Here is a 16,347-nt window from a genome sequence, read left to right on the forward strand (position 1 = left end):
CTTCCTCACGTCCGGTAGTGCTCGTCCAGCACGGCTTTCACCAGTGCTTCCACGTCTTCGCGCTCCAGCCCGGCCGCCTCGGCCCCCGCCAGCCACGCGGCCAGCCCGTCGCGCAGGGGCCCGTCGTCGCCGGTACCCGCCCTGCCCAGCGTCCGGACCACGAACGTCCCCAGCCCCCGCCTGCCTTCGACGAGTCCCTCCCGTTCGAGCTCCCGGTACGCCTTGAGCACCGTGTTGGGGTTCATGGCGGTCGCCGTCATGACCTCCTTGGCCGTCGGCAGCCGATCTCCGGGCCGGAGCAGCCCCAGCCGCAGCGCCTGCTTCGTCTGGTTCACCAGCTGCAGGTAGGCGGCGACCCCGGAACGGCGGTCGATCCGGAACTCGATCACCCAGCACCCTTTCACTACTCAATTAGTGAAAGCATGATGCACGAAGGCCACGGTCGGCACAAGCGGTGGCTGACGCGCGGCGAACCCGCCGCGGGCATGACTGCAACCGCACACCGTGCCCTCAGGGCCGGGGTGCGGGAGTGAATCACGACCCGGTGCTAGACGCCTTCTTTGCCCTCGGAGGCGTGCTCGGACCGGCGCGACGGCGGGTGCCACACGTCGCCCGCCACCAGGTCCCCGAAACCCATCCACACCAGGTTCATGAGCCGGGCGGCGACGACGCCCGCCGGCTCCTCGGGGTTGTCGAGCCACCAGTCGGCCAGCGACTCGCCCGCCCCGACCAGTGCGGCGGCCAGCGACTCGGCCTCCTTGTCACCCGCCCGCGGCACGTTGGTGAAGTCGGACGAGTGCACCAGCAGCGCCGCCACCAGGCTGATCGCCCGGCCGCGCATGTCGGCCAGCTCCTCGGCGAACGGACCGCCCTGCGAGGACGCCTGCCGGTGCAGGACCTGCCAGCTCGCGCGGTTCTCGCCGACGAACCCGAAGAACGCCCGCAGACCGCTCCACAGCTGGACGTCCGGCGGCTCCTCGGCCTCGACGCCGTTCGCGATCGCCTCCATCATCCGGGTCGCCTCACGGCGGATGCAGGTGGCGAACAGCTCCTCCTTGGAGCCGAGGTAGGCGTACAGCATCGGTTTGGAGATGCCCGCGACCTCGGAGATCTCGTCCATCGACGCGGCGTGGAAGCCCAAGCGCGAGAAGACGTCGACCGCGGCGTCCATGATCTGCCGCTCGCGCACCGCGCGTGGCAGTCTCTTGGCCCGACCCGAGCGAACCGGTTGCTCTGCGTGCATCGCACCCCCTGGATGGCTGGGACAAGATTACTCTGAGCCCCTTGCCGCCTTACCTACTCGCCAGTAGGCTTACCTGTCAGTAGGTAGCGGAGGTGCCACATGACCATCGACCTCACCACCGAGGCGATCGCGAAGCTCAGCCCGGCGGAGCTGATCTCAACGCTCAAGCAGGTCGACCCGGGCGACCCGGCGCTCAAGGACGTCGACATCGACGTCATCGCGCGCGGCATCGACCCGAAGAAGCTCGGCCGGGACGAGTTCGCCGACCTCCTCGACGCGTTGGGCGCGCTGGCCGACGGCGGCGCCGACCTCGACCTGGCCAAGATGGACCCGCAGAACTTCGCGCGGATCATCTCGCGCGCGTCCAAGGACCAGATCGAGTCCGTGACGTCGAGGCCCGGCCTGCGCGAACGCGTGCTGGACGAGGTGTTCCGCCGCATGGAGGTCCACTTCCGCAGCGAACGCGCCGGCGCCACGCGTGCCGTCGTGCACTTCCGGCTGACCGGCGGGTTCGACGGCGACGACGTGTACGAGGCGATCATCGAGAACGCCGAGTGCACGATCAACAAAGAAGAGACGCGTGACCCCAGGGCCACGGTGACGTTGGGACCAGTGGAGTTCCTGAAGCTCGCGACCGGCAACGCGTCCGCCCCGGTGCTGTTCATGACCGGCAAGCTGAAGGTCAAGGGCGACTTGGGCTTCGCGGCGGGGTTCATGAGCTTGTTCAACATTCCGAAGGCGTGAGGGGACCATGGGCGGTTTTTCGCTGGAGCTCAACGAAGACCAGGTTGACCTGCGCGAGTGGGTGCACGGCTTCGCGAAGGACGTGATCCGGCCCGCGGCGGCGGAGTGGGACGAGCGCGAGGAGACGCCGTGGCCGGTGATCCAGGAGGCGGCGAAGATCGGCCTGTACGGGTTCGAGTCGCTGGCCACCTGGTTCGCCGACCCCATCGGCCTGTCGCTGCCGATCGCGACCGAGGAGCTGTTCTGGGGTGACGCCGGCATCGCGTTGGCGTTGATGGGCACCGGGTTGGCGGCGGCGGGGATCTTCGCGTCCGGCTCGCCCGAGCAGCTGGCCGAGTGGGTGCCCGAGTGCTTCGGCACGGAGGACGACCCGAAGCTGGCGGCGTTCTGCGCGTCCGAACCGCAGGCCGGCTCCGACGTCGCGGGCTACCGGACGCGGGCGGTGTACGACGAGGCCACTGACGAGTGGGTGCTCAACGGGCAGAAGGCGTGGGCGACGAACGGCGGCATCGCCAACGTCCACGTGGTGACGGCGGTCGTGGACTCCTCTCTGGGCGTCCGGGGCCAGGCGGGCTTCGTCGTGCCGCCGGGTACGCGCGGGCTGTCGTCGCCGGGGAAGATCCGCAAGCACGGGATGCGGGCGTCGCACACGGCGGACGTGTTCCTGGACGACGTGCGCGTCCCCGGCCGGTGCCTGTTGGGCGGCAAGGAGAAGCTGGACGCCCGGCTGGCCCGCGCCCGTGAGGGGCAGAAGGCCGGCGGGCAGGCGGCGATGGCCACGTTCGAAACCACCCGCCCGACCGTGGGCGCGATGGCGGTGGGCGTCGCGCGTGCGGCTTACGAGTACTCGCTGGAGTACGCGAAGGACCGCTCGGCGTTCGGCCGCAAGATCATCGAGAACCAGTCCATCGCGTTCGACCTGGCGAACATGAAGATGGAGATCGACGCCGCCCGACTGCTGGTGTGGCGGGCGGCGTGGATGGGCCGCAACAACGTCCCGTTCACGGCGGGCGAGGGTTCGATGTCGAAGCTCAAGGCGGGCGAGGTCTCGGTGTGGGCGACGGAACGTGCGATCCACATTTTGGGTGGGGCGGGGTACACGCGGGAGCACCCGGTGGAGCGCATGCACCGTGACGCCAAGATCTTCACCATCTTCGAGGGGACGTCGGAGATCCAGCGGTTGGTGGTGGCCAGGGCCATTTCGGGGATGTACATCAAGTGAGGTGACGTCCCGGGTTCGCCTGGGTCCAGGGCGGGGTCTTCGGGACGCGGGAGACCCCGCCCCTGTGCTTCCGACGGCCGAGGTCGGAGTGTTGGGGTGGCCCGGTCTGCGCAAGCCGCAGCAGGTCCACTTGGAGGTCGGGGTGGAGGACCTCGGCGTGGCCAAGGCCGAGGTCCGCCGGTTCGGCGGGACGTTGTTGGGCGAGGCCAACGACGTCTGGTGGGTGTTCGACGGTCCCGCCGGACACCCGTTCTGCCTCGTCAGCGACTTGCTTCGACCAGCCACGCCCGTTCGGCGGTGGTGTCGGGGATCTGCGTCTCCCAGCCGTTGATCTTGGCGATCAGCTGCCAGTAGCGCTCGGCCCTCGGGTCGCCGAACTCCTCCAACCGGCGGGACAGTTCGGGGCCCGCCGGGACGTCCAGCGCGGACGCCCACTTGTCGTTGATCCTGACCACGATCGCCGACGCCTCCGGCGAACGTGGGTCGATGGCCGCGTCCAGCGCCTCGCGCGCCTGCGTGATCGCGTACTGGAACGCCTCCAGTTGCGCGGGTGAGCTCGGTGCCATGTCGGCGCCTTCGGCCCGCATCTCCTGGTGCCGCTGCGACATCCGCCGGATCGACGCCCGGAAGTCCGGGTCGCGCACCAGGTTCACCAGTTCGATCCACGCCTCCAGCTGCTCCGGCGACGGGTCGTCCGGCAGGTCGACCCGGACCGACCTCATGCGCGCCACGAACTCGGGTTCCATGTCGAACCCGCCGAACACCTCGTCGAAGAAGTCGTCCAGGATCGCCTGCCGCTCCTGCTCCGACAGCCGCGCGAACTCGTGCACCATCTCCACCTCCCCGTTCCGTGCCACGACCCGCAGCACGGCCCGGCGCAACCGGAGCGTGCGCATCTGCGCGTCGATGGCTTCCGCGTGCGTCCGCGCCACCTCGGCGACGGACACCTCCCGCGCCAGCACCCGTTGCGCCGTGGGCAGGTCGACGCCCAGTTCGCGCAGGGTCCGCACGAGCTTCAGCCGCGCCAGCCCGTCGACGTCGTAGGTGCGGAACCCGCCCGCCGTGCGCCCCGCCACGGGGATCACACCGCTGTCGGAGTAGAACCGGATCGTCCGCGTGGACAGCCCGGTCAACCGCGCCAGTTCGCCGATCGAGTAGTGCGTCACGGGGACCACCCTGAACTCTCCAGTCACTGGAACTTCAACCGATTAACGCCATCGTCGGGCACGATTGCTCGCTGTGCCGCCGGAGTTGACCGCCTACCTGCCCGCCATCGCGGCGTTCGCCGCCCTCGTGCTGCTGTGGTGGTTGGTCAAACGCTCTCCCCGACCGACACGGGTGCCGCACGCGGGCGCGCGGGGCTCGATGGCCGGGGCGGTGGTGAGGTGGTTGCTCGCGGCGGTCGTGCTGGCGGGCGCCACGGGGACCGGTCTCTACCTGCTGCTCGGCCGGCCGAAGCTGCCGGACACCGCCGCGTTCACCACCGCCGAGCTGCTCGACCTGCTCAAGATCGGGTTGGCGGTGGTCGGCGGGCTGGGCGCGGTGGTCGCGCTCGCGGTCGCCTACCGCAAGCAACTGGTGTCCGAGGCGGCGCACGTGATCGCGACGCGACAAGAGGACCGCGAAGGCACCAAGTACCTGAACGAGCGCTACGGGAAGGCGGCCGAGCAGCTCGGGCACGAGAGCTTCGCGGTGCGGCTCGCCGGTGTCTACGCCATGGTCGGTCTGGCCGACGACTGGGCGGCCCAACGGCAGACGTGCGTGGACGTCCTGTGCGGCTACCTGCGCACGCCCTACCCGGAGGAGGACCGCACGGAGCGCGAGGTGCGGCAGGCGATCATCACCAAGCTCCTCGACCACAGCCCGCGTTGGCACCAGGTGAGCTTCGACTTCCACGGCGTCGAGTTCGAGGACCTCGACCTCGCGGGCCGGGTCGTCAACGGCGACTTCTCGTTCGACCACGCCGTCTTCCGCGGTGGGCTCACCGATTTCAGCGGTACCAGGTTCATCGGTTCGACCACCTTCCGCGGCGCGATCTTCGCGGCGGACCGCACCACGTTCTGGGGCATGCTGGCGGACCGGGCCGTGCTGGACTTCAGCGCCGCGAGCTTCAGCGGCGAGGTGGTCGACTTCTCCGCCACCACGTTGACCGAGCGCACGACCGTCAAACTGGACGCCGCCGAGGCCGAGGGGTGCGTGTTCCTGCTCGACGAGTTCGAGGCGCGCGACCCGGAGGAGTTCGAACGGGCGCTGCGGAACAGCAAGACGCCGGGAACCCTTGGGGATTCCCGGCGTCCGCTGTCGTAGCAGTCGTCCTAGTAGGTCATCGCCACACCGGGGTCGGCGAGCAGCGCGCCCACGTCGGCCAGGAACTGCGAGCCCTGCTGGCCGTCGACCACGCGGTGGTCGAAGCTGAGCGCCAGTTGGCACACCTTGCGCGGCACGACTTGGCCGTCCACCACCCACGGCATGTCCCGGATCGCGCCGAAGGCCAGGATCGCCGACTCGCCCGGGTTGATGATCGGGGTCCCCGTGTCGACGCCGAAGACGCCGACGTTGGTGATGGTGATCGTGCCGCCCATCATGTCCGCGGGCGTCGTCTTGCCCTCACGGGCGGTCGTGGCCAGGGCGTCCAGGGAGACGGCCAGCTCGCGCAGCGACATGCGGTCGGCGTCGCGGACCTTCGGCACCACGAGACCGCGTGGCGTCGCGGCGGCGATGCCCAGGTGCACGTAGTCCTTGTAGACGATCTCCTGCGCCGCCTCGTCCCACGTCGCGTTGACGTCGGGCGTGCGGCGGACGGCGAGCACGACGGCCTTGGCGGCGAACGCCAGCGGCGTGAGCTTGACGTCGCGGAACTGCGGCGCGTTCTTCAGCCGCGCCCGCAGCTCCATCATCGGCGTCACGTCGACGGTCAGGAACTCCGTGACGTGCGGCGCGGTGAACGCGCTCTCGACCATCGCCTGCGCGGTCGCCTTGCGGACGCCCTTGATCGGCACCCGCCGTTCCCGCGACCCGCTGTCGACGGCCGCGGCCGGCGCCGGAGCCGGGGACGCCACGGCCTGCTCGACGTCCTCCCGCGTGATCACGCCGCCCGGGCCGGAGCCCGACAGCGCGTACAGGTCGACGCCCAGGTCCTTGGCCAGCTTGCGCACCGGCGGCTTGGCCAGCGGCACGTAGCCGCCCGCCGGAGCGGCCACCGGTTCCGCGACCACCGGAGCAGGTGCGGAAACCGGAGCCGGAGCGGCGGCGACGGGAGCCGGCGCGTCCTTGCGGGCCCGGCGCTTCGCGGCGCCGGCACGCGGGCCGTAGCCGACCAGCGTGGCGATCCGGCCGCCCGGCATCTCCTCGCCGATCTTGCCGTTCGACGCGGGCGCGGACGTCGGCGTCGGCGCGGCGGCCGGCGCCGAGCCGGACGGGTCGACGTCGATCGTGATGATGGGAACGCCCACCTCGACCGTCTGACCGACCTCGGCCAGCAACTCGGTCACCACGCCGTCCCACGGGCACGGCAGCTCGACGGCCGCCTTGGCGGTCTCGATCTCGACGATGACCTGGTTGACCTTCACCGCGTCACCCGGCTTGACGTGCCAGGTGAGGATCTCGGCCTCGGTCAGCCCTTCCGCCGTGTCGGGCATGGGGAACTGCTTGAACTGCGGCACGACTATCCCCCTACCAGGCCAGCGAGCGGTCGACGGCGTGCAGCACCCGGTCGAGGTCGGGGAGGAACTCCTCCTCCAACTTCGACGGCGGGTACGGGGTGTCGAACCCGGTCACCCGCAGCACGGGGGCCTGCAGGGAGTAGAAGCACTCCTGCTGCACCTTGGCCGCGATCTCGCTGGAGATGGAGGACTCGCTGGGCGCCTCGGTCACCACGACCAGCCGGCCGGTGCGCCGCACCGACTCGTACACGGGCGCGAGGTCGAGCGGCGACAGCGAGCGCAGGTCGACGACCTCCAGCGAACGCCCCTCCTCCTCGGCCGCCGCGGCGGCTTCCAGCGACGTGCGCACCATCGGCCCGTACGTCACGAGCGTGACGTCGCGGCCGGTGCGCAGCGTGCGCGAGGCGAACAGCGGTCCGGGCGCGGCGGTCGTGTCGACCTCGCCCTTCTCGTAGTAGCGCCGCTTGGGCTCGAAGAACAGCACCGGGTCGTCGCAGTCGATCGCCTGCTGGATCATCCAGTAGGCGTCGGCCGGGTTGGAGCACGCGACGACCTTGAGGCCGGCGGTGTGCGCGAAGTACGACTCGGGCGACTCGGAGTGGTGCTCGACCGCGCCGATCCCGCCGCCGAACGGCACCCGGATCACCATGGGCACCTTGAGCCTGCCCTGGGTGCGGAAGTGCAGCTTGGCGACCTGCGACACGATCTGGTCGAAGCCGGGGAAGATGAAGCCGTCGAACTGGATCTCGCACACCGGCCGGTAGCCGCGGATCGCGAGGCCGACGGCGGTGCCGATGATGCCGGACTCCGCCAGCGGGGTGTCCAGCACGCGCTGCTCGCCGAAGTCCTTCTGCAGGCCGTCGGTGATCCGGAAGACGCCGCCGAGCTTGCCGACGTCCTCACCCATCACGATGACCTTGGGGTTGGCCTCCATCGACGCGCGCAGGCCGTTGTTCAACGCCTTCGCGATGGTCAGCGTCTGCACCGCGGCGGGTGCGGCGGACGTGGTGCGGTCCATGGTCGGAGCAGCCATCAGTGCTCACCTCCCGCGAACCCGGCGTGGTAGGCCAGGAACTCGTCGCGTTGCGCCTCCAGGACGTGGTTGCCCTCGGCGTAGACCTCGCTGAAGATCCGCCCGGCCGGTGGGTCGGGCAGGTTGACGCAGTAGTCGCGCAGCTCGATCGCGATCTGCTCGGCCTCGGCCTCGACCGACTCGAAGAACGCCTGGTCGGCCCACTGCTGCTTGACGAGGTGCACCTTGACCCGCTCGATCGGGTCCTTCAGCTTCCACAGCTCCAGCTCGTCGGACAGCCGGTAGCGCGACGGGTCGTCGGACGTGGTGTGCGCGTCCATCCGGTAGGTGAACGCCTCGATCAGGATCGGGCCGTTGCCCTGGCGGCACTCCTCCAGCGCCCAGCGGGTGACCGCGAGGGTGGCCAGCACGTCGTTGCCGTCGACCCGGATGCCGGGGAAGCCGTAGCCGCGCGCCCGCTGGTAGAGCGGGAGGCGGGACTGGCGCTCGGTCGGCTCGGAGATCGCCCACTGGTTGTTCTGGCAGAAGAACACCAGCGGCGCGTCGTAGACGGCGGCCCACACGAAGCCCTCGTGCACGTCGCCCTGGCTGGTCGCGCCGTCGCCGAAGAAGCAGATGGTGGCCTCGCCGTCGGCGTCGCCCACCTTGCCGTCGAACTTCTGCCCCATCGCGTACCCGGTGGCGTTGAGCACCTGGTTGCCGATGACGATCGTGTACGGGTGGAACCGGGTCTCGACCGGGTCCCACGTGCCGTTGTCGGTGCCGCGGAAGATGCCGAGCAGGTCCGTCGGCTTGACCCCGCGCGTCCACGCGATGCCGTGCTCGCGGTAGCTGGGGAACGCCATGTCCTCCGGGCGCATGGCCCGGCCGGCGCCGATCTGCGCGGCCTCCTGGCCGAGCAGCGGGACCCAGATGCCCAGCTCGCCCTTGCGCTGCAGCGCGTTGGCCTCGCGGTCGACGCGGCGGACCAGGACCATGTCGCGGTACAGCCCGCGCAGCTCCTCGGCCGTGATGTCGATGTCGAAATCCGGGTGCTGGACGCGCTCGCCCTCGGGGGTGAGCAGCTGCACCAGGTCGGCGCCGCCCTCGTCTGTCGCTCGCAAGCCTGCGATCACCTGTTCCGCTGTCGGTTTGGCAGCAGTGGCCGGCGCGGCATCCGGCCCTGGGTGCGTCCATTTCTCGGGGGACGACATGCGCCTTGTCTCCTCGTCTACGAGGCCGCCCGGTCGCTTGTGGCGATCCTGCGCGGCTGCACCGCCAGTCGCCGTCGCCCCCGGGGTGTGGGGGTCGGGCAACCGTCGGCGCTGACGGTGTTCTCATCCACATCCTGACATGGCGTCACTCGACATGGTGAGCCCCGTCCCAGTTCGTAATCTCCTGTGCAGCGTTCTGACGTGCGGTAACGGTTGGACGGCCAATCTTCGGCAGTCCAAGTAGAGCGTCCGATTATCGAACGGCAGCGTCCCGGTTACCGATCGTTAACCACCTTCCGTAGGGTTTCGGATACGCCGGGTCGACCGGAATTGCCCACGTCGGCACCCTCGCGTTGGATGGACTACCGACCATCGGCCGGACAGACCATTTCCACCACGCGAAACTTGCGCGAGGCCGGTTTCCGGGGGACTTCGACGGCCGGCGCCGTGACAGGATCGGGGCGTGGACCGTTCAGCGCTGACCCGTACCGTTCGCGGGCTCTGGGACGACGACATCCTCCCGAGCCTGTCCGCCTTGGTCGCGGTACCCGCGATCTCCCCGATCTTCGACCCCGCGTGGGCCTCGCACGGCCACCTGGCCGCCGCGGTGGAGCACGTGCGCGCCTGGCTCGCCGACCGCGACCTGCCCGGGGCGACCGTCGAGGTCGTCCAGCTGCCCGACCGCACGCCCGTGCTGCTGGTCGACGTGCCCGGCACCGCGCCGACGTCCGACACGGTGCTGATGTACGGCCACCTGGACAAGCAGCCGCCGGTCGGTGGCTGGGGCGAGGGGCTCGGGCCGTGGACGCCGGTCGTGCGCGACGGGCGGCTCTACGGTCGCGGCGCGGCCGACGACGGCTACTCGGGTTACGCGGCGATCGCCGCCATCGAGGGCGTCCGGCGGGCGGGCGGCACGCACTCGCGCTGCGTCGTGCTGCTGGAGACGGGCGAGGAGTCCGGCAGCCCGGACCTGCCCGCGTACCTGGAGCACCTGCGGCCGCGGCTGGGTGACGTGTCGCTGGTGGTGTGCCTCGACTCGGGCGGCAGCGACTACGACCGGATGTGGCTGACCACGTCGTTGCGCGGGTTGGCGCAGGTCACGGTCACGGTGCGGGTGCTGGAGAGCGGGCTGCACTCGGGCATGGCGAGCGGGATCGTGCCGTCGTCGTTCCGGATCGCCCGGCAGCTGCTGGACCGGCTGGAGGACTCCGCGACCGGCGAGGTGCTGGTGCGCGAGATGCACGTCGACATCCCGGAGAACCGGGTGGACGAGGTGCGCGACGCGGTGGCCAGCACGCCCGGCGTGCTGGTCGGGAGCGTGCCGTGGGCGGCGGGGACGCAGCCGATGGACACCGACGAGGTCGAGCTGGCGCTCAACGCCGGGTGGCGGCCGACGCTGTCGGTCACCGGCGCGTCCGGGCTGCCCGAGCCGGACGACGCGGGCAACGTGCTGCGGCCGTTCACCACGTTCGTGCTGAGCTTCCGGCTGCCGCCGACGGCCGACGCCAAGGCGTCGATCGAAGCGGTGCGGCGCGCGCTGACGACCGACGTGCCGTACGGGGCGGTGGTGGAGCTGTCGCGGGTGGAGTTCGCGGACGGGTGGAACGCGCCCGAGCTGGCGCCGTGGCTGCGGGAGACGTTGGACCGGGTCGGCAAGGAGGTGTTCGACGCGCCGTGGCGGACGGTGGCGCTCGGCGGCTCGATCCCGTTCATGGGGCTGCTGCACGAGGCGTACCCGAAGGCGCAGTTCCTGGTCACGGGCGCGGTCGGGCCGGACTCCAACTGCCACGTGCCGGACGAGTGGCTGCACCTGGCGCACGCGGCCCGGATCACCGAGGCCGTGGCCGTGGTGCTGGACGCGCACGCGCGGCGTTAGCCGGACAGCCGGTCGAGCTCCGCGGTCAGGTCGGCGCGGAGTTCGTCGTGCTGCGGACCGAGGGCGGTGGCCGGGTCGGTCCAGCGGTGCTGCGGGTAGAGGTAGACGGGGTGGCGCACGTTCGGCTCCGGTTCCCAGTGGTAGCGGGCCCGGACGTGCGCGTGCAGGAACGGGTCGGTGTTGCCGAGGATCTCCAGGTTGACCCGCCGGAACTCCGGGTCGCGCCGCGCGCAGACCCGTTCCACCGCCTCGGCCAGCAGCTCCATGTCGGCGAGGAAGTGCAGCCTGCGGTGGCGGGGCAGGTCGGTGAGCCGCTGCACGTCGGGCCGGTCGGTGAGCAGGACGCAGTAGCCGGGCAGGAACTGCACGTCCCCGATGACGGCGAACCCGGCGGTGAGCCGCCGGAGCACGGTCGGGTTCTCGCCGCGCAGCGCGGAGCCGATGCGGTCGGCCTTCCAGTCGTCGGTCATGGGGACCATCTTCGGTTGAGGTCCCGGAGCAGGGCGAGGCCGGCGTCGGGGTTCGTGCCCGCGTAGCGGCGGGCGCGGGCCAGGGCGTCGAAGTCCAGGGTGGCCATGCGGGCTTCGGTGAGGTCGGCGGTGAACGTGCGGGTGACCGTGGCGAGGAACTGGACGCGGGCGGCCACGGCGTCCTTCAGTTGGCGGACGCGGGCGGAACGGCCGGTGTAGGCGTTGCGGATGGTGTCGCCGTAGGTCTTGAGGTCGGTGGGTGGGCGTTCGTCGAGCAGGCGCAGCAGCTCGGTGACGCCCTCGCGGTCGTCCGCGGCGGTCAGGGCGTCGGCGGTGGCCTGGCAGGCGCGGACCAGTTCGGCTTCGACGAGGGCGCGCACGACGTCGGCGATGTCACGTTCCGGCTGGTCACGGCCCAGTTCGACGATGGAGCGCGCGGTGCGCACGAGTTGGCGGGCCAGGCCGCCGGAGAACACGTACGCCAGTGCGTGGAACTGCTCGGACAGGTCCAGGACGTAGCGGCGGAGCAGCTTGCGCGCGTACCCGGAGTCCAGGTAGTCGACCCGGACCACCTCGTCGAACGAGCTGTCGAAGACGCTGCGCAGCCCGATGCCGGACAGCTCGAAGTCGTGCTGCGCCTCGGTGGAGACGGACACCAGGTAGTAGCAGCCCCGGACGTCGAAGACCGCCTTGATCTCGTTGAGCAGCCGCCGCGCGGGCTCGCCCGTGCCGATGCGGTCGAGCTCGTCGATGCCGATGACCACCCGGCCGGGTAGGAGGTCACGCTCGGTGGCCTGCTCGGCGGCGATCCGGCCGAGGAACACCCGGAAGCGCTTGACCACCTCGGGGTACGTGAGCGGGCGGCCGGTCAGCGTCACCGCGCGCTTGCCCGCCAGCTCGAAGCCCTTGAACCCGCCCTTGCCGCTGACCTCGTCGGTGTGGCTGCGCACGTAGTTGAGCACGGCCAGGTGGTCCCGCGCGGCCGACGCCAGCTTCTCGCGCGGCCCGAACCGGGCGATCACCGCCTCGCACACCTCGGCGAACAGGTGCACGACGAACTCGTGCGGCACGTAGTCCACCGGCGCCGACACCAGCACGGCCAGGTCGGGCGCCCGGCCCGCGGCCCGGTACCGACCGCCGCAGAACGCCCGGAGCAGGTTCGTCTTGCCCGCGCCGCGCGGTCCGGCGACGGCGAAGCTGCCGCCGTCGAGCCGATCGACCAGCCCGGCCAGCTCGACGCCCGCCGGTGTCGGGACGTGCATCCGCAGTGGGTCGGCCCGGACGACCGCGAACGCCTCCCGCGCCGTTAGGGTGGTGGAGTACACCGGCGGCAACGCCTCGGTCAGCCGGCTGTAGAGCACCGGCAGCACGCCGTCGACCACGACGCTGTCCTCCCAGGCCTTCAGCGCGGCCCGCGCCACGTCGCTCTGGCCCGCGTGCGTGAAGCCGTCGAACAGCGTGCGGACGGTCCAGAGGGCCGACAGCAGGACCGCGAACAGGACGAGCAGCCCCGCCAGCTGCCAACCACCGGGCAGGGATCCGAACAGCGGCTCCCAACTGGCCATGGGCAGCAGCGCTCCGCACCACAGCCAGGCGATCGCGAACCGGCGGCTGAATCCGTCGTCCGCGAGTGTCCGGTTCAGCACCACGATCAGGTCGGCCAGCGCCGCGAACGCCGCACCGCCCACGGCGGCCATGAGCAACCAGAACCAGGGCAGGTGAAGCAGGGAGGTGACGAACGCGGCGAGGGACGCGAAGCCGAGGACCGGGGCGACGAGCAGCACCCACCGCCCGATCGGGGCGTTCACCTCGAACCACGCCCACCAGCCCGGGCGTTCGGTCCGGTACCGCTGCTCGGCCTGGCCGGCCGCCGCCAGCACGGAGGTGTCCGTGCCGTCCAACGCGGTGAGCAGGTCTTCCCGCGTCACGTGCCCCGCGTCGACCGCCCGCGTCACCTCGGGCCGCTTGAGCGCCGCGGCTATCGCCCGGTCGAGAACACGCGGAGGCGCGTCGCCGCCGCTGTGCCACGGGGGTAAGTCGTAGTCCACGGAGCGTGACGATGACACCGCCTGACGGGGTTGGCAAACACCGGCCAGGGCTGTGACCTAACCCGCCGGTAACCGGTTTACTGAACCGATGCCGCACACTGGCCGAGTGAACGAGCACAGCCGGCAAGCCGAGCGGACGCGGTTGGCGGAGTCCGACTCCCCGACCGCACCCTGGCGTCTCTGGGGCCCCTACCTGGCCGGACGCCAGTGGGGCACGGTCCGCGAGGACTACTCGGCGAGCGGCGACGCGTGGACGTCCTTCCCCTTCGACCACGCCCGCTCCCGTGCCTACCGCTGGGGCGAGGACGGCATCGCCGGCATCTGCGACGTGCATGGCTTCCTCAACCTCGGCGTCGCTCTCTGGAACGGCCGCGACCCGATCCTCAAGGAGCGCTACTTCGGGCTCACCAACAACGAGGGCAACCACGGCGAGGACGTCAAGGAGCACTGGTGGGTGACCGACGGCACGCCGACGCACTCGTGGATGCAGGTCGTCTACCGGTACCCGCAGGGTGAGTTCCCCTACACCGAGCTGCGCGAGCTGGCCAAGCGCGCCGGCCGCAACGAGCGCGAGCCGGAGCTGTCCGACACCGGCGTGCTGGACGAGAACCGGTTCTTCGACGTCCGGGTGAGCTACGCCAAGGCCGGCCCGAAGGACATCTGCGTCGAACTGACCGCCACCAACCACGGCCCGGACCCGGCTCCGCTGCACCTGCTGCCCCAGTTCTGGTTCCGCAACACGTGGGCGTGGGGGCGGGACGACCGCAAGCCGAGCCTGCGCGCCTGCACCCGGGACGGCTGGCGCCGGATCACCGCCGAGCACGGCGCGCTCGGCCGCTACACGCTGCACGTCGAGGGCACGCCGACGCTGCTGGTCACCGACAACGAGACCAACGAGGTCGGGCTGTTCGGCGCCGGGCGCAACCCGACCCGCTACACGAAGGACGGCATCGACCGGTACGTCGTCGGCCGGGACGCCGCGGCGTGCCAGGTCGTCGGGCCGGACGACACCAGCGACCCGGGCACGAAGGTCGCCGCCTGGTACTCGTTCGACCCGGTCGAGCCGGGCGAGTCGGTCACCGTGCGGCTGCGCCTGGTGGACGGCGACGGGCACCTCGACGCGTTCGGCCCGAGCTTCCAGGACACGCTGGACCAGCGCCGGGCCGAGGCCGACGAGTTCCACCACACCGGCCTCGACCTGGACCCCAAGCGCGCCGCCGTGGTCAGGCGGGCGCTGGCGGGCCTGATGTGGACCAAGCAGCACTACCGCTTCCGGACCCGCGAGTGGCTGGACGGCGACCCGGCGCAGCCCGCCGCGCCGACGTCGCGCAAGAACATGCACGCCCGCAACGCGCACTGGCGGCACTTCGACGTGGCCGACGTGATCTCCATGCCGGACGAGTGGGAGTACCCGTGGTTCGCCGCGTGGGACCTCGCGTTCCACACGGTGCCGTTCGCGAAGGTCGACCCGGCGTTCGCCAAGGAGCAGCTGCTCCTGCTGTGCCGCGAGTGGCTGATGCACCCGAACGGCCAGCTGCCCGCCTACGAGTGGGAGTTCGGCGACGTCAACCCGCCGGTGCACGCGTGGGCGGCGTTGCAGGTCTACCGGTCGGAGGAGGTCAAGGACCGCAAGTTCCTGGCCAAGGTCTTCCACAAGCTGCTGCTGAACTTCTCCTGGTGGGTCAACCGCAAGGACGCCGACGGCAGCTACCTGTTCGAGGGCGGCTTCCTCGGCATGGACAACATCGGCCCGGTGAACCGGTCGGAGCCGATGCTGGGCCAGTGGCGGCTGGAGCAGTCGGACGCCACGTCGTGGATGGCGGCCTACAGCCTGCACCTGATGCAGATCGCGCTGGAGCTGGCGCGGCACGACGAGTCGTACGAGGACGTGGCCACGAAGTTCGTGGAGCACTTCCTGAGCATCGCCGAGGCGTCCACGCAGTTCGGTTCCGGCGGGCGCGGCATCTGGGACGAGACGGACGGCTTCTGCTACGACGTGGTGTCGCGGCGCCTGCCGGACGGGCACGTCGAGTCGCAGCCGGTGCGGGTGCGGTCGATGGTGGGCCTGATCCCGGTGCTGGCCTGCGCGGTGCTGGAGCCGTGGGTGTTCGAGGAGCTGCCCGACTTCGCCCGGCGGCTGGAGCACCTGCTGGCCAAGCGGCCGGAGCTGCAGCAGTTCCTGAGCCGCAGCGGCGGCGGCGCGCTGCTCAGCCTGCTGGACGAGCGCAAGCTGCGCCGGGTGCTGAGCCGGATGCTGGACGAGGGCGAGTTCCTCTCGCCGCACGGCATCCGCAGCCTGTCCGCGGCGCACCGCGAGGGCCTGGAGGTGCAGGTCGCGGACCAGGAGCACCGGATGGGCTACGAGCCGGGCGAGTCGCGCACGCCGATGTTCGGCGGCAACTCCAACTGGCGCGGCCCGGTGTGGTTCCCGACCAACGCCCTGCTCGTGGAGGCCCTGCGCACGATCGAGGAGTTCCACGGCGGAAGGTTCCACGTGGAACTTCCCACCCGCAGCACCCGGCACGTGACGGCAGGCCAGGCGGCGGACGAGCTGGTCAGACGGCTGGTGTCGTTGTTCCTGCCCGACCACGACGGGCGCCGGCCCGCGGACGGCAAGCGGATCGAGTCGACCGACTCCCCGCTGTGGCGCGAGCACGTCACCTTCAGCGAGTACTTCGACGGCGACACCGGCGAAGGACTGGGCGCGACGCACCAGACGGGGTGGACGGCGCTGGTCGCCAGCCTGTTGACGGATCGTCGCCAAACGGGCGCTCTGGGTGAATCAATTGTGTGATTAAAGCCAACCGGCTGAATGATTTGCGGCCATACGTGCCCTGTGACGCAAGATTCATGCAC

The 16,347-nt window shown here is 70.8% G+C and carries 14 protein-coding genes; 6 read left to right on the forward strand and 8 right to left on the reverse strand.

What is annotated here, in order from left to right; all coding sequences use genetic code 11:
- Positions 1–5: 5 nt before the first annotated feature.
- Both ADK67_RS01065 and ADK67_RS01070 read right to left on the reverse strand, forming a co-directional pair.
- Entirely contained in the window at positions 6–389 is a 384-nt protein-coding gene (locus ADK67_RS01065) for a GntR family transcriptional regulator (RefSeq protein ID WP_053714424.1), read from the reverse strand.
- A gap of 158 nt (positions 390–547) precedes the next feature.
- Positions 548–1,243, reverse strand: a complete 696-nt coding sequence (locus ADK67_RS01070) for a TetR/AcrR family transcriptional regulator (RefSeq protein WP_053714425.1) — start codon at positions 1,241–1,243, stop codon at positions 548–550.
- 99 nt (positions 1,244–1,342) lie between these two features.
- Here ADK67_RS01070 and ADK67_RS01075 point away from each other — a divergent pair, with 99 nt between their 5' ends.
- From ADK67_RS01075 to ADK67_RS55240, 3 genes are all read left to right on the forward strand, one after another.
- Positions 1,343–1,987 (forward strand): SCP2 sterol-binding domain-containing protein, encoded by a 645-nt coding sequence (locus tag ADK67_RS01075; RefSeq protein WP_053714426.1) that lies wholly within the window; start codon positions 1,343–1,345, stop codon positions 1,985–1,987.
- A gap of 7 nt (positions 1,988–1,994) precedes the next feature.
- A complete protein-coding gene (locus tag ADK67_RS01080) occupies positions 1,995–3,209 on the forward strand; it encodes an acyl-CoA dehydrogenase family protein (protein ID WP_053714427.1) in 1,215 nt (404 codons plus the stop codon).
- 88 nt (positions 3,210–3,297) lie between these two features.
- On the forward strand, positions 3,298–3,540 hold the full coding sequence (locus ADK67_RS55240; protein ID WP_442974074.1) for a VOC family protein: 243 nt from the start codon (positions 3,298–3,300) through the stop codon (positions 3,538–3,540).
- Here ADK67_RS55240 and ADK67_RS01085 read toward each other — a convergent pair.
- Positions 3,470–4,375 carry a helix-turn-helix domain-containing protein gene (locus ADK67_RS01085; protein WP_082403148.1) on the reverse strand — a complete coding sequence of 302 codons (906 nt, stop codon included), beginning with the start codon at positions 4,373–4,375 and terminating at the stop codon, positions 3,470–3,472. The genes ADK67_RS55240 and ADK67_RS01085 overlap by 71 nt on opposite strands.
- Positions 4,376–4,448: 73 nt before the next feature.
- On the opposite strand from ADK67_RS01085, the gene ADK67_RS01090 reads away from it, so the two are divergent.
- Entirely contained in the window at positions 4,449–5,516 is a 1,068-nt protein-coding gene (locus ADK67_RS01090) for a pentapeptide repeat-containing protein (protein ID WP_053714429.1), read from the forward strand.
- Between the two features lie 8 nt (positions 5,517–5,524).
- Here the strand turns inward: ADK67_RS01090 and ADK67_RS01095 are convergent, their stop codons facing one another.
- Genes ADK67_RS01095 through pdhA form a run of 3 tightly spaced genes read right to left on the reverse strand, consistent with a single transcriptional unit; the run spans position 5,525 to position 9,097 of the window.
- A complete protein-coding gene (locus ADK67_RS01095) occupies positions 5,525–6,871 on the reverse strand; it encodes a dihydrolipoamide acetyltransferase family protein (protein WP_053714430.1) in 1,347 nt (448 codons plus the stop codon).
- A 10-nt stretch (positions 6,872–6,881) separates the two neighbouring features.
- Positions 6,882–7,904, reverse strand: a complete 1,023-nt coding sequence (locus ADK67_RS01100) for an alpha-ketoacid dehydrogenase subunit beta (protein ID WP_053714431.1) — start codon at positions 7,902–7,904, stop codon at positions 6,882–6,884.
- Complete coding sequence (gene pdhA, locus ADK67_RS01105; RefSeq protein WP_053714432.1) at positions 7,904–9,097, reverse strand: pyruvate dehydrogenase (acetyl-transferring) E1 component subunit alpha; 1,194 nt, start codon at positions 9,095–9,097, stop codon at positions 7,904–7,906. Before pdhA ends, ADK67_RS01100 begins: the two co-directional genes overlap by 1 nt.
- Positions 9,098–9,560: 463 nt before the next feature.
- Here pdhA and ADK67_RS01110 point away from each other — a divergent pair, with 463 nt between their 5' ends.
- On the forward strand, positions 9,561–10,973 hold the full coding sequence (locus tag ADK67_RS01110) for a M20/M25/M40 family metallo-hydrolase (RefSeq protein ID WP_053714433.1): 1,413 nt from the start codon (positions 9,561–9,563) through the stop codon (positions 10,971–10,973).
- Here the strand turns inward: ADK67_RS01110 and ADK67_RS01115 are convergent.
- A complete protein-coding gene (locus tag ADK67_RS01115; RefSeq protein ID WP_053714434.1) occupies positions 10,970–11,443 on the reverse strand; it encodes a hypothetical protein in 474 nt (157 codons plus the stop codon). The genes ADK67_RS01110 and ADK67_RS01115 overlap by 4 nt on opposite strands.
- Positions 11,440–13,491 carry a hypothetical protein gene (locus ADK67_RS01120; protein ID WP_053714435.1) on the reverse strand — a complete coding sequence of 684 codons (2,052 nt, stop codon included), beginning with the start codon at positions 13,489–13,491 and terminating at the stop codon, positions 11,440–11,442. Before ADK67_RS01120 ends, ADK67_RS01115 begins: the two co-directional genes overlap by 4 nt.
- A gap of 106 nt (positions 13,492–13,597) precedes the next feature.
- On the opposite strand from ADK67_RS01120, the gene ADK67_RS01125 reads away from it, so the two are divergent.
- A complete protein-coding gene (locus tag ADK67_RS01125; protein WP_231647960.1) occupies positions 13,598–16,285 on the forward strand; it encodes an MGH1-like glycoside hydrolase domain-containing protein in 2,688 nt (895 codons plus the stop codon).
- Positions 16,286–16,347: the final 62 nt, after the last annotated feature.

The sequence above is a fragment of the Saccharothrix sp. NRRL B-16348 genome (assembly GCF_001280085.1).
GTDB lineage: Bacteria > Actinomycetota > Actinomycetes > Mycobacteriales > Pseudonocardiaceae > Actinosynnema.

Coding starts and splice junctions, on each gene's coding strand:
- ADK67_RS01080 (WP_053714427.1), top strand. CDS start 1,995: ATGGGCGGTTTTTCGCTGGAGCTCAACGAAGACCAGGTTGACCTGCGC.
- ADK67_RS01075 (WP_053714426.1), top strand. CDS start 1,343: ATGACCATCGACCTCACCACCGAGGCGATCGCGAAGCTCAGCCCGGCG.
- ADK67_RS01070 (WP_053714425.1), bottom strand. CDS start 1,243: ATGCACGCAGAGCAACCGGTTCGCTCGGGTCGGGCCAAGAGACTGCCA.
- pdhA (WP_053714432.1), bottom strand. CDS start 9,097: ATGTCGTCCCCCGAGAAATGGACGCACCCAGGGCCGGATGCCGCGCCG.
- ADK67_RS01115 (WP_053714434.1), bottom strand. CDS start 11,443: ATGACCGACGACTGGAAGGCCGACCGCATCGGCTCCGCGCTGCGCGGC.
- ADK67_RS01100 (WP_053714431.1), bottom strand. CDS start 7,904: ATGGCTGCTCCGACCATGGACCGCACCACGTCCGCCGCACCCGCCGCG.